Annotated in this window: 11 protein-coding genes; 5 read left to right on the top strand and 6 right to left on the bottom strand. The window is 49.4% G+C overall.

What is annotated here, in order from left to right; translation table 11 throughout:
- Positions 1-23: 23 nt before the first annotated feature.
- On the top strand, positions 24-797 hold the full coding sequence (gene surE, locus D4L85_RS28055; protein ID WP_119757418.1) for a 5'/3'-nucleotidase SurE: 774 nt from the start codon (positions 24-26) through the stop codon (positions 795-797).
- An 88-nt stretch (positions 798-885) separates the two neighbouring features.
- Here the strand turns inward: surE and D4L85_RS28050 are convergent, their stop codons facing one another.
- The 4 genes from D4L85_RS28050 to D4L85_RS28035 form a co-directional block, all read right to left on the bottom strand.
- Entirely contained in the window at positions 886-1932 is a 1047-nt protein-coding gene (locus tag D4L85_RS28050; RefSeq protein WP_119757417.1) for a hypothetical protein, read from the bottom strand.
- 343 nt (positions 1933-2275) lie between these two features.
- A complete protein-coding gene (gene bla, locus D4L85_RS28045; RefSeq protein ID WP_418219880.1) occupies positions 2276-3139 on the bottom strand; it encodes a subclass B3 metallo-beta-lactamase in 864 nt (287 codons plus the stop codon).
- A gap of 100 nt (positions 3140-3239) precedes the next feature.
- Positions 3240-3695, bottom strand: a complete 456-nt coding sequence (locus D4L85_RS28040; protein ID WP_119757415.1) for an SRPBCC family protein — start codon at positions 3693-3695, stop codon at positions 3240-3242.
- Positions 3696-3761: 66 nt separating this feature from the next.
- On the bottom strand, positions 3762-4235 hold the full coding sequence (locus tag D4L85_RS28035) for a macro domain-containing protein (RefSeq protein WP_119757414.1): 474 nt from the start codon (positions 4233-4235) through the stop codon (positions 3762-3764).
- A gap of 1121 nt (positions 4236-5356) precedes the next feature.
- Between D4L85_RS28035 and D4L85_RS28030 the strand changes: the two genes are divergently transcribed.
- From D4L85_RS28030 to D4L85_RS28020, 4 genes are all read left to right on the top strand, one after another.
- Positions 5357-7012 carry a sensor histidine kinase gene (locus D4L85_RS28030; RefSeq protein WP_119757413.1) on the top strand — a complete coding sequence of 552 codons (1656 nt, stop codon included), beginning with the start codon at positions 5357-5359 and terminating at the stop codon, positions 7010-7012.
- 110 nt (positions 7013-7122) lie between these two features.
- The gene (gene ccsA / locus D4L85_RS28025; protein WP_119757412.1) at positions 7123-7797 is read left to right on the top strand and encodes a cytochrome c biogenesis protein; all 675 of its coding nucleotides are present in this window, start codon (positions 7123-7125) and stop codon (positions 7795-7797) included.
- Positions 7784-7996 (top strand): CcmD family protein, encoded by a 213-nt coding sequence (locus tag D4L85_RS34555; RefSeq protein WP_160144051.1) that lies wholly within the window; start codon positions 7784-7786, stop codon positions 7994-7996. Before ccsA ends, D4L85_RS34555 begins: the two co-directional genes overlap by 14 nt.
- A gap of 35 nt (positions 7997-8031) precedes the next feature.
- Positions 8032-8379, top strand: a complete 348-nt coding sequence (locus D4L85_RS28020; RefSeq protein ID WP_119757411.1) for a hypothetical protein — start codon at positions 8032-8034, stop codon at positions 8377-8379.
- Positions 8380-8663: 284 nt separating this feature from the next.
- On the opposite strand, the gene D4L85_RS28015 is transcribed toward D4L85_RS28020, so the two are convergent.
- Both D4L85_RS28015 and D4L85_RS28010 read right to left on the bottom strand, forming a co-directional pair.
- A complete protein-coding gene (locus D4L85_RS28015; RefSeq protein ID WP_119757410.1) occupies positions 8664-11063 on the bottom strand; it encodes an ABC transporter permease in 2400 nt (799 codons plus the stop codon).
- Between the two features lie 336 nt (positions 11064-11399).
- Positions 11400-12545 (bottom strand): serine hydrolase domain-containing protein, encoded by a 1146-nt coding sequence (locus D4L85_RS28010; protein ID WP_119757409.1) that lies wholly within the window; start codon positions 12543-12545, stop codon positions 11400-11402.
- Positions 12546-12819 lie beyond the last annotated feature (274 nt).

Genomic DNA, 12819 nt, shown 5'->3' with positions numbered 1-12819 from the left:
GCAACAACACACAACCCTCACCCATGAAGCCCCTGATCCTGGTATCGAACGACGACGGCATTACGTCCAAAGGCATCCTCACCCTCATCAATGTTATGAAGACCCTCGGCGACGTGATCGTGGTGGCACCCGACGGTCCTCAATCCGGTATGGGTCACGCCATTACAGTGGGGGAGACGTTGCGGCTGGAAGAGAATTTTATCTTCGAGGGCGTCAAGGCCTATGAGTGTTCCGGCACACCGGCCGATTGTGTGAAGATGGCCCGCCACTTTGTGTTGAAAGGGCAACGCCAACCCGACGTGGTGGTGAGCGGCGTGAATCATGGCAGCAACACTTCTATCAGCGTACTCTATTCGGGTACCATGTCGGCTGCTATCGAAGGGGCCATTGAGGGAACTCCTGCTATTGGCTTTTCGCTCTGCGACTTTTCGCACGATGCCGACTTTTCGCATGCCGAAGAATACATTCGTAAAATAACTAAGCAAGTGCTCGATAAGGGGTTGCCCAAAGGCATCGCCCTCAATGTCAACTTTCCCCCTAAGCGCAACGAGGCCATCAAAGGCATCCGCCTCTGCCGCCAGGCCAACGCCAAGTGGGTGGAGGAATTCGACGAGCGCTACGACCCCAACGGCCGCCGCTACTTCTGGATGGCCGGCAACTTTGTGAACTTCGACAAAGGCGAAGACAACGACGAATGGGCGATTGCCAACAACTATGTCTCCGTCGTGCCGTGCCAGTTTGATCTGACGGCACACCAGGCGTTGCCGGTGTTGAACGAGTTGTGGGACATTATTTAATATCTCGATTCTATTGGCGTATAGTCCGTATATAAAAAAGCCGGCGTGGTTATAGAAAACCCACGCCGGCTTTTTTTTGTGGATGCGCTTATTTCTTGCCTTGGATCTGCTCCGTCATTTTGGTGAAGATCTTTTCGGTGAAGTTGGTGTGGCCTGCTTTACCGGAATAGGCCGCGCCCATGGCTGCACCCTGGCTGGGTTTTACGAAGGCGGAGGATTGGCTGTCGGCGGCGTCCATGATATAGTGGAAGTAAAGCACGAAATTGGTATGACTGCTCGAGACCACGTAGGGTAACACCACCGCGTAGGCATACTTCGCGTCTTGCTTCATCACGATCCGGTCCATTTCTTCGCGATCCACCACTTTGTAGGGATAGGGATAAACGTTCTTTATGTTTGATTCCGTGAGGTCTTCATCAAGCCACTCCGAGCGGACGATCAGTGTTTTGTTAGCGATCTGCGGTGCGCGGGCAGCCATGGCGGCCATGGCTTGTTCGTTGAGGTCTCTGCGTTTTTCACCGTCCTTTTTGTTCTTGATGCGCATGGTGAAATAGCCTTCGATGGCGCGTACACCATAAACGAGGCCTGCCTTGGAGGGGAACACGTCGAACAAAGGTGTGTGGTAAACGGGTGCGCCGCCAAAGTCTTCGATGGTGTTCACCAGGATGGAAGTGAACATCTTGTCGTTGCGGTCTTCAAAATCCTCCTTGATATCTTTCACCCAATGCAGACCATTGTTGAGCACGTAGCCGGAGTGATAGTTGCTCGCTTTCATGGAAATGCAGGCGAGCACGGCATACTCCGTTGTTTTGGTCTTGGCCAGCGCACGGATCTCGTCGAAGGTCTTGTATTGAATGCCCGTTTTGTCGTAGGGCCAGAATTTTTCTACAACTTCTTTGATGTTGGCGTTGTATTTGGCAAGATCGGCTTTATAGTCTTCCACCGAACCGAGTTTGGGTTTCTTCTCGATGCGCTTCAAAATGCGCTCGCGGGGCTCTTCGATCATGACAATAAGCTTGCGGCCTTTCACCGCCTCGATCTCTTCGATCTTTCCCATGCCCATTTGAGCCTTGAGTGTAACGGGCATACTGATAACGATCAGGGCAACCCACAGGTACATGCTGTACTTTTTCATTGCTGACAAAAAATGTTGATTTGGTTTACAGATGGCGAGGGGATCTTTGAACAACCTTTGTTTATCTATCGGATATATTACCTTAAACGTATAAATCTTACTCCAAAATTACGTGACGCCACGGATGGGTATTGGGCAGCAAAAATGTGATGAATTCTTAGAACTAAAAATGAAAGCAGCATAAAAATTAACCCGTATTCTTCGCATGCATTCACTACGGGTTTACACGAAGGAAATAGCACACAAACAGCGCTTAACGCATCCGGTTGAACGGACTGCTTCGGCTTTTGCACCGGCAAAGGCTCCTGGCATTTAAGAGAAAACGCTGTAAAGGCAGGTTCCTTTACTTTTCAGTCTTCAGCCTGTTCAGATACGCTTGGGTCAACGTGTCGAGTTGGGCATCGTATTCGGCTCTATCGTTAAAAACTGCCGGATTGTATGCGTCGCCGGGTTTGCGTTTGTCGTGCAAGTCGAACTGGCTGGCATGGGAGGCGACCCAAAGATCGAATTGAAGTTTTTTCATGGCGTCGAGTGTGTATTTATAGTCTTCGCCCACCTTTGGATAGGCCGGCATGCCCATGATCCGGGTTTGTGGGAGAATGGTGGGCATGTTGGCGATTAACACTTTCCAGGACCGGTTCTCGTCCTTCACCGTCAGCAGGAAGCTCGTCGATCCTTTTGTGTGGCCCGGATGGTGCAGGGCTACCAGGGTGGTTTCGCCTAGCCGGATCGTGTCGCCATCGTGCAGCAACCGGTCGGCCTTGACGGGTGCGAAGTAGTTTTCCTTGCCTTTCAGGGCGAAGTCAGATTTTCCTCCGTCGGCAAGCACTTGCGCGTCGCCCTCATGGATCATCATCTTCGCCCCGGTTTGTTTTTTTATCGCTGCCATGGCGGCCACATGATCGTAGTGGGCCTGCGTGTTCAAGAGTATTTTTACGTCGGAAAATTTAAAACCCAGCGCTTCTATATTCGAGCGGATCATGGACGCCGATTCAGCCAGCCCGGTATTGATCAGAATGTTCCCCTGCGAGGTCGTGACCAAATAGCACGCCAGATCGTAGGTGCCCACATAATACAAGTTTCCGGCAATCCGGAAAGGCTCACACGGTTGTGTCCAGTCGCTGTGCGCATTGGAAGAAGTGGTCGCCTTCTGGCCGAAGGACATCGAGACAATAAACAGAAATAGCAGGGTGGGGTATAGCGACAGGCGAGACATGGAGAAAAAGTTAAGGAATAAAAGTATGAAGTCGCGTTTGAATTTCGCGTATGCGATACGCTAAAAATGTTTTTTGTAATGCCGGGTCATGCTAACGTGCGGGGAGTACTTCAACGCGACCATCCTGTAAGGTGACCTTACCGGCTTCCATTAGGGTCTTGAGCTTTTGCAGATTCTCCATCACGGCGGGCTGGATTTTCTTTTTTGCAAACCACCCCACTATCCTTGGTATTTTCACCTGCCACGCGTCCTCAACCTTAGTGTGGTTTTCTTGCGCAATGAGGTTGAAGCGCATCACCAGATGTCGTTCCGGTGGCAGCGTTTCGATGGCCACCACCTTTGGAAATTCGAGCGCGATGATCTTGAAATCCTGTTCGTCCGTCTTCCGCACCTGGTGAAAGACGGTACCCGTCGCGATGGGTCCCTCGGTGATCTTGCTCACCTTCACAACATAATAATTCCACTTCGACAAGTTTTCAAAGTTCGATAGGAAGTTGAAGACTTCTTCGATGGGTTTGTGGATGATGATCTCGTTGTAGATATCCATAGAGCAGGGGTGATTTTTTTTAGTGATCAGGAGATCATTGAGATTTCTGCCTCGATGCAAATTGTTTCAAGGCTTGAAATCGTAGACGGTAGTGGGAACACCGAGGGAAATCAGTTCCTGATCTATGATGGGTTCAATGTTTTCCCACTTGCCGCCCGCCAGCCCGCAGCCGATCCGAGGCATGTGAACTGAGGCGTTTTTCTCGCGGGCAAATGCGCTGACCTTTGCAAGGCCTTTTTGGATGGCGGGATATCGCACGGGAACATTTCCCTCCGCGTCCTTTCTGACATCGCGCTGCCCGATCACGTTGGCGACCCAGAGGTCTTTTTCCACTTGGACAAACTGCACTTCTCCCAACGCAAAGTCAAGCTTGCTTTTAAACCACTTCCGGTATTCCTCCTCCGGAGCTTTCCACCGCTGTGTGATCGCCATGACAAAACCTTTGCCCCAGCCACCGATATCGTTGCAGACATGGACGATAATTTTGTTGCCGGTTTCGAGAGGAGCGGTGGCGTCGCCTTCGGTGTATTTTATATTCATTTTGATAGCCTTGGTTTGGCTGTTTTGATGCGTCTGATTTTGCAGGGGTTAAACTAATACTTTTATGGAGATTTTAAGAAGGGAATTTCTCCCTTGGCGCAATCTTCTTTCAGATGGCCCAGTGGATAGTAGTGAGTAAAAGCAAATGCAACTTGTACCACGCGCGCATGAATTGAAGGTTCGTTACGTTCATGACGCGCTCGTCGCAGCGCACGGATACAACGCGCAGATGCGTGCCAGATCGCTGGAAGTTCGATCTGCACTTTCCTATGGCACTTCTTTTTTATTCCTTTTCGTTTCCCCGGGTTTCACCCGGGGTTATGATGGGGAACCCGCTGACGCGGGTTATGGATGCAGATGGAATGTGGATTCGTATTCCGAACAATGTTTTGGCTGTCTTTAGCGGGTTGATGGGCTGGAGAGGTTTGCTATTTTAGGAGGATCAAAGGCACTTGATTTCTTATTCAACGAGTGCAAAAAATTGCGACAGTTTACTTCGAAGATAGAGGCCCTTTTCGCGCGCGAAATATTCTAGTGAACATTTGTAATTTACTAGCCACTCTCGAACCCGCGTCAGCGGGTTTCCTATCATAACCCCGGGTGAAACCCGGGGTAAAAAGGCGAAGGCAACTGTGCGCCACGTACGCATGAAAATCAAGGCTCGTTACGTTCATGGTGCACCCATCGCAGCGCACGGATACAACGTGCAGGTGCGTGCCAGATCGCTAGAAGTTCGATCAGCACTTTCCTATGGCACTCTTTTCATTCCATTTGTCTTCCCGGGTTTTACCCGGAGTTATGATGGGGCACCCGCTGACGCGGGTTAGGAGGGACAGGGGAATGTGGGGGTTCGTATTCCGATCGATGTCTCCACTGCCCCGGCGATTTGATAGCTCGAAAGGAATTGCTATCTTAAGAAGACCAAAATCACTCGATTTCTTTATTCAACGACTGCAAACTGCGAACAGTTTTACTTCGAAAATGGGGCCCGTTTTCGCGCGAAATGTTTGGTGAAGCCAGAGGGAACAGAGAGGCTGGTATGGATTGATGTGCAGCAATCATACCTGCACATAGGCATTGAAGCATCCGAAATAGATGTTTAGACCGTCAGATCACGAAACATGACAACAACTTTTATTCCCAAAAGCTGGGTAAACATCGCCACTGCCAGTATCATTTTGTTGGTTATTCTGAACATATTCATCACCCGCAGCAACAATAAGATCATCGAGGAAAACAAATTGCTCCAGCAGCAAACCGAACAAATCAAGGTAACCGTTTCGCAGTTTGCCATCGTCATCATTCACAACCTGGACCTGGGGCTGAGGGGCTATGCCCTGTTTGGAAAGGACAAATACTTGTTCCCCATGAAGTTCGCCTTGCGGGATAAAGACTCCCTTTTCTATTCCGTGCGCCGGCTCCTGGAAGAGCAGAAATTCCCGTTGGAAGAATTCGACCGGTTTGAAGATTCCACCGAGGCCTATGCCACCCAATGCGTGAAGATGAAGATCTTGTTCGATGAAAATCAGAAGGACGAGTTCAACCGGTTGGCCGACCTGGACAATGGCTACAAACTGTGGCTGCAATATGACCGGCTGTCGCAGTCGATCAACCGCTTCGAGAACACCATCAACGCGCAGGCCCAGGCAAAATACAGTGCTGCCCTCAGCAGCAACTATACGATCCAACTGATCTTGTTGCTGATCTGCGTGCCCACGTTGATCTTTACCGCGTTTCATACCAACCGCGAACTGAAAACGCAGGTGAGGCTTCGTGAACTGGAAGGTGAAAGGGTGGCCATTCTGGCGCGACAAAATGATGTGCTCGAGAAACTCGTGGCTACACGCACGCACGAAATACATCAACAGAACATTGCCCTGCAGCACAGTCAAGGGGAAATTGAAGCCCAAAACGAAGAACTGAAATCGCAGCAAGAAGAGATCTCGTCACAGCGCGACCTGCTGGCGCGACAGAATAAGAAGCTGAACCAGGCGAAGGAGATCATCCTGCGTCAGAATAAAGAAATACGGGCCAAGAACGATTCGCTGGAGGAGGACATCAAAGAACGCACAAAAGTGCTCGTGGAATACAACCAGCAACTGGAGCAATTCGCCTTCATCGCTGCCCACAACCTGAGGGCACCCGCCGCGCGCATCCTGGGGCTGGGCAAGGTGCTCGAACTTTCGGAAGACAACAAGGACGAGGAGCGGGCGATCATCAGAAGGCTGGTCGCCTCTACGGCAGAAATGGATACGGTGATCAAAGATTTGAATGTCATCCTGGAGATCAAAAGCAACAACAGCAACTACTTCACGTCCGTCAATCTATACGATGAGCTGACGTTGGTGCGCTCCAACCTGGCCAGGGAGATCGTCGAGACCAACGCCAGCATTCGTGCTTCGTTTGACGATGCGCCCATTATTTTATCCGTGAAACCCTACGTCGACAGCATCCTGTTGAACCTGATCAGCAACGCCATCAAATACCGGAACCCCGACAAGGTGCCCGTCATCGACCTGAAGACCGAACCGGACGGAGAATTTATTTGCCTCACCGTATCCGACAATGGATTGGGATTCGATGTCAACCAGCAACGGCAGAATATCTTCTCGCTCTATAAACGCTTCCACTTTCATGTAGAGGGCAAGGGCATGGGATTGTACCTCGTAAAAACCCAGGTGACGGCCCTTGGGGGCAGAATTGAAGTGGAGAGCCGCGTAAATGAAGGCACCACCTTCCGCGTGTATTTTAAAAGACGGCAGTTCAACTCCACGTAACGACCGCCTCATCCATTTTCTTTACAGCAGCGGCATTCTCCTGATCCCGTTTTGCTCCTATATTTGGGCCTGTTTTTCGATGCAACGTTCCAAAGATTGAGGGATCGCCTATGAAGAAATCTCGCCTGGAGTGGTGGAAAATTCTCACCATCATCCTTTTATATTATACCGTGATCGGCGGTTTCCTGTTGCCCGTGCCGCGGCTGCCGATCCTGAATGAAAGCATCCGCCTGTTCTATTTCCATTTCCCGATGTGGTGTGCCATGCTCTTGCTTTTCATTATCTCGGTGGTATCGTCCGTCAAATATCTAAGAACCGGCAACATTGCGGCCGACGACTATGCCGCCGAGTCCGCCAAAGTTGGGTTGTTCTTTGGCATACTGGGCTTGGCCACGGGCAGCCTATGGGCAAAGGCCACCTGGGGAACCTATTGGACAAGCGACCCCAAGCTAAACAACACCGCCATTGCCCTGATGATCTACCTGGCTTATTTTGTCTTGCGCGGCTCCGTGCAGGATGAAGTGCAGCGCGGAAGGTTGAGTAGCGTCTACAACATCTTTGCTTTCGCCATCCTCATTCCCCTCATCTTCATTCTCCCCCGCATGCAGGACTCTCTCCATCCCGGCAACGGCGGCAACCCCGGCTTCCGCCTGTTCGACACCTCACACGACCTAAAACTCGTGCTCTACACCGCCGTCCTCGCGTTTTGCCTGCTGGGCTGGTGGCTCACCACCTTGCTACTCCACATAAAAACCTATAACCGTCTTCGCGATGAAATACAGTAAACTGATTTTATTTTTTGTCCTTGCACTCTCGTGCTATCAATCCTTTTGCCAGGCAGAGGCATCAGTAGAAATGGCCGACACCCTTCGCAGCAACGGAAAGATCTACACGGTCGTCATCGGACTTGTGGTGATCTTGACGGGGGTGGTTTTGTTTCTACTGCGCGTGGATAAGAAGGTGAGGGATCTCGGTAAGAAATAACCGCAAAATAATTTGAACTTCATTACGAGACGATCATGAGAAATAAAATCATTTTCGGGATCATAATCATAGCGACGCTATTGCTCTACGTAAGAATTGAAATGCTGGTGGCTCAATACACAAGTCTTTCTACCACTATTCGAGATAACATTGATATAGGCCGGGAACTCATAAATAAGGTTCCCAAAGATGAAAATCCTGAGCTGGTGATGAGACTTGAAGACCTCGCCAGGGGTGGGGAAATAAGTATCAGCGTGGCTGGCGGCTATTTGGGCGAATTTTATTATTTTTTTATTACGCTCTGTGCCTGTGTGTTGATTTTGATAGTTATGACCGTTTTGTTTTTCAGGTTTAGAAAGCCCACAGAGGTCCGGAAAAGCTAACTTTCTTATAGCTGAATCTCTTGATTGAGTCTTTGCGTATGCAATGCTACCCATAACCCCGATAGGGGTTTCCCACCATAACCCCGGGTGAAACCCGGGGGAAAAAAGGGTGAACGAAAAGGAGCGCCATAGGAAACCCTCATCGAACTTCGCATGGTTCTGGCGCGCACCCTCGCGCTGCATCAGTGCGCAATCGGGCGAGCTACCATGCAAGTTGCCTGCACATAATTTGCGCTTCAGCCTCACGTCGCGCTTTGGCGTGTGTCGCCCCTAGCGTCTAAACCTCACTCTTCTTTTAATGACTTTGTCGGATTAGCCAAAGCGGCCTTAACAGCCTGCGCCCCAATCGTTAACCCCGTCACCAAAAGCACTAAGATCCCTGTTCCCACAAAATGCCACCAACTCAATTCAATCTTATACGCAAAGCTGTCAAGCCATTTCCTGGTCACCATATAACTAATGGGGAAGGCGATCAAAAGGGACACAAAGACCGTCTTAAAAAACTCACCCGACAAAAGATAAACGATCCTGAACACACTCGATCCCAACACCTTCCTGATCCCAATTTCCTTTTTCTTTCGCTCCGCCGTAAACACCGCTAACCCAAACAAGCCCAGACACGAAATGACAATGGAGATGCCCGCAAAATATTTGGACAGCGCGGCCACTCTATTTTCAGATTCATAAAGTGCCTGGTAGTCGCTGTCGAGGAACGCATACTCAAAGGCAACTCCAGGATTGTGCACCGCATAGAGTTTGCCAAGCTGTTCAAGCGTTTCCCGTTCACTCCCCGCTTTGATTTTCACCATAATTTTGGAAACCCTTCTGTTCACGCTTAAATCAAAAAAGAGCGGCTTGATCTCTTCATAAAGCGATTGGAAATGGAAGTTTTTTGTCACCCCAATAATTTCCTGATCTTCACCCCAGATCCTGATCACTTTGCCCACCGGATCTTTAAGCCCCATGACTTCGACAGCTTTCTCATTCAAAACCACTTTTGATTGTTCGGCAGCAAAATCTCTCGAATAGGAGCGACCCGCTTTCATCTCGATGCCAAGCGTTTCAATAAAATCATATCCGCCAGCCAGGTCGGTGAATTCAATGGAGTTGTTTGGATCCTTGCCCTCCCAACTAACATCTGTGGTTCCACCTTGGCGGTTGGTGATGCTGTGTCTGAAATTGGAGGCGTTTAACACTCCGGGTATCCTTTTCACTTCCTGTAAGCGCAATTCAAGATCGGATTCAAAGGCCTTATTGTCCTTGATGGCATCGTTCGCACCCATTTCAAAATAGACAATATTGTCGCGGTTGTAGCCCAGGTTCTTGGTCTGCACCAATTCAATTTGTTTGTACACGATCCAGGTAGAGATCATCAAGATGACCGATATCATGGATTGAAAAAGAACCAACCCTTTTCTCGTCCAAAGCTCCCCGATGTGCGAGTTCAACTTGCCTTTCAGTGCCGCCACCGGATTGAAATTTGATAGGTAAAGCGATGGATAGCTGCCAGAAACCACTCCCGTGAGAATGGCTATCCCGAAAGCGCCCATGATCAGTCTTGGATCAAAACTAAGCGAGAGTTGTTTTGCCGTAATTTCATTAAACCAGGGGAGAAGCAATCTGATCAGAACAACGGCCGCGATAAAGGACAGTGAAGTCATCAACATCGATTCCAGGAGAAATTGAAAGATCAGCGTCCTTCGTTTGGCTCCCATCACTTTTCTCACGCCGACTTCTTTAAATCGCCTCATGGCCTTCGCCGTCGACAGGTTCATAAAATTGATACAGGCATTGAGCAGGATGAACACGGCAACAATGGAAAATAACGTTACATATGCCATTCGCCCGCCCGCGGGTTTCCCATTCTCATACCGGTTGTGGAGATACTTTTCGGAATAGTGCTGAAGGAAAATAGTCGCCTCTGAATTTTTATTCTTGCTCTTTATGAACCCGGAAATTTTAGTATTGAACCGATCGACATCGGTGTCTTTTCTCAACACCAAATAAGTACTGGGATCACTATTACGCCAGTCCTCCAGCTTCGGATTTTTCTCGAGGAACAATTCATAGTTAAGTAGCATATCAGCCTTGATGGATGAATTTGCTGGGAGCTGTTTGTAGATCCCGGAAACCGTAAAGAGCCCGTCGAGTCCTTCATGCTTCCATTCAACGATCTTGCCGACGACATCGTCTGTTGTGTTGAAGAGCTTCATCGCCAAGTTTTCCGAAAGGATAATGTTATACTTATCCGAAAGTGCTGTTTTCTGATCTCCCTGAATAAAACTATAGGAAAATACATTGAAGTAATCCTTACTCACAAACTGACCTTCCGCATTGATCCGCGTGCCGTTGTAGGAAATGAGGCCTTTCCCCGAAGACCAATCCGAGTTTGTAACGGACGCGGCATACTCCACTTCCGGTATTTCTTTCGCCAAGGCCTCCGCCAATCGGGCGGGTGTGCCATCCATTGTAAAAATCCCGGATTCGGTAGGAGTGTTTTTCAATACCTGGAAAAGTTGACGGTCTTTTTCGTGAAATGTGTCAACGGTTAGCTCGTCGTGTACCCAGAGGTAGATGAAAAGTGCGGCGGTTAGCCCGGTGGAGAGGCCGATTAAGTTGATGCAGAACGTGCCGTAATACTTCTTGAAACTTCTGCAGATCAGGAGGATGTTGTGTTGTAGCATGTGGCGGAGGGTTAGTTTTAGGGACAACTTGCCGTTTTTGAAATGGTTACACTGGGGGTAATTAAATTTCAAATAGGCTGGATGAACTTTTGAATAGGTACGGGCGCACGCTATAGCCATTCGTCTATTCCGCAATTGCCAAATAGCCAAAACGTTCTCGCGGCGATGATGCCTGTAGTCTATGCATGCACCGGCGGAAGATACCTTCAATTGGAATTCCGTAAGGGGTTACGGAGCAGCGTAGACCACGCGTCATTGGAAAGTCAGGAGCGATGCTTCGGGCTTTTTGGCGTGTATCGGTGCGCTGCGCCAAGAGCGATTGGACTGCCTAGCTGATCACGAATAAGGGTATCCCAATGCGTCCGCCAATCGATAGATCACGTGTCCACCGTTGTCTCCATTCGTTAGCGCGACGAAACCGGATCTCTTGTCAATAGATGCGATGGCAAGGGATTTGAATCCCGATTGGCCACCGGAGTGTATAACTACCCTGCCCGCGGGTAAGTCACGAATTCCCCAGCCCAACGCCCATGCGTTACATTCGTCAACCTTTTGATCGTCGCGAAGTTTTATCTGTGGACGAAGCATTTCCTGAAGACTCGACGAGTTTAGTCGATACGGATCGTTGTCTTTCCCTTCGAAAAGACTTATCAAAAATTTGGCGTAGTCCTTCGCCGTCGTAAGGAGTCCACCGGCGGACCCGTAGCGTGCCATGTCAACAGCCTGCTGATGTTTCTTGACGAACGATTTGGCCTGCACATCATGCGCACTGGCGTGATTCCTGGCCAGTTTCTCACTCCACAGATAGCTGCTTGAAGTCATGCCAAACGGATCGAGGATCGTTCGCTGCATATAATCGGCAAAGTCGGTGGCACATACCGGATAGTCTGACTCGAACGTTTCACAAGGTTGTGTAAATGCTTTACCAACAAGATGGGTCAAGACGGTCTGCAACAGATAGTATCCTTCACCAGAGTAGTTGAATTCCTTCGTGGGATCGGATTGAAAAGTGGGTGATGGAGACTGTCGCCATTCGGTCAGCCCCGATTGATGGGAAAGTACTTGTCGCGCAGTGATCACCTGAAGTCGCGCATCGCCTTTAGCGAATAGTTCGGGGTAATACGTGGCCAATGGAGTATCGAGATTCATGATCTTTTTCTCGCATAACTTCATCACCGCATAGGCGAATACCGTTTTGCTTATCGAGGCGGCTTCAAAAGTTGTGTCCACATCAACCTTCTCGTTCGTAGTGGTATCCCTTACACCAAAGGCTTTGTTCCAAGACATCTTTCCATCTTTGATGATGGCTACGGATACGGCAGGTGTTTTCCAATCTTTTAAGAGTTGGGGGAGAAGTTGATCGAGGTCGGGATCGCCTTGCTTTTGCGGAACAGGTTTGAACGCCGGATACGCATGGGTCACTGCTAAAGAACCAAGCCATGTTGCCTGAAAAGTTAACGACAGGAATTGAAAGCGATTCATCGCGAGTGGTATTGTGGTTTACGTCGGTAAAAGGCAAACTAATCAACGCATTATTGAGGTCTTTTACAACGTATTCTATTGTAACTTTTTCTGGGACATCGTTCTCATTGGACAAGGCGACACCTGTAAATCCTATAAGGAGGGGAAATAAGCGTGAGGAATGCAGTCTGGCGCGCACCTTCACACTGCATCCGTGCGCAATCGGGAACGTGTCTACCTGCGTCGCCTACCGCACGATTTGTGCTCTTCATCTCGCACGGCGTTGTAACTTGGC

The organism is Chryseolinea soli (assembly GCF_003589925.1).
Classification (GTDB): domain Bacteria; phylum Bacteroidota; class Bacteroidia; order Cytophagales; family Cyclobacteriaceae; genus Chryseolinea; species Chryseolinea soli.
The sequence above is the reverse complement of the archived record's forward strand: the minus strand, read 5'-3'. Positions and strand labels throughout refer to the sequence as shown.

Coding starts and splice junctions, on each gene's coding strand:
- D4L85_RS28040 (WP_119757415.1), bottom strand. CDS start 3,695: ATGGATATCTACAACGAGATCATCATCCACAAACCCATCGAAGAAGTC.
- D4L85_RS28010 (WP_119757409.1), bottom strand. CDS start 12,545: ATGAATCGCTTTCAATTCCTGTCGTTAACTTTTCAGGCAACATGGCTT.
- D4L85_RS28050 (WP_119757417.1), bottom strand. CDS start 1,932: ATGAAAAAGTACAGCATGTACCTGTGGGTTGCCCTGATCGTTATCAGT.
- D4L85_RS28030 (WP_119757413.1), top strand. CDS start 5,357: ATGACAACAACTTTTATTCCCAAAAGCTGGGTAAACATCGCCACTGCC.
- D4L85_RS34555 (WP_160144051.1), top strand. CDS start 7,784: ATGAAATACAGTAAACTGATTTTATTTTTTGTCCTTGCACTCTCGTGC.
- surE (WP_119757418.1), top strand. CDS start 24: ATGAAGCCCCTGATCCTGGTATCGAACGACGACGGCATTACGTCCAAA.
- D4L85_RS28015 (WP_119757410.1), bottom strand. CDS start 11,063: ATGCTACAACACAACATCCTCCTGATCTGCAGAAGTTTCAAGAAGTAT.
- D4L85_RS28035 (WP_119757414.1), bottom strand. CDS start 4,235: ATGAATATAAAATACACCGAAGGCGACGCCACCGCTCCTCTCGAAACC.
- ccsA (WP_119757412.1), top strand. CDS start 7,123: ATGAAGAAATCTCGCCTGGAGTGGTGGAAAATTCTCACCATCATCCTT.
- D4L85_RS28020 (WP_119757411.1), top strand. CDS start 8,032: ATGAGAAATAAAATCATTTTCGGGATCATAATCATAGCGACGCTATTG.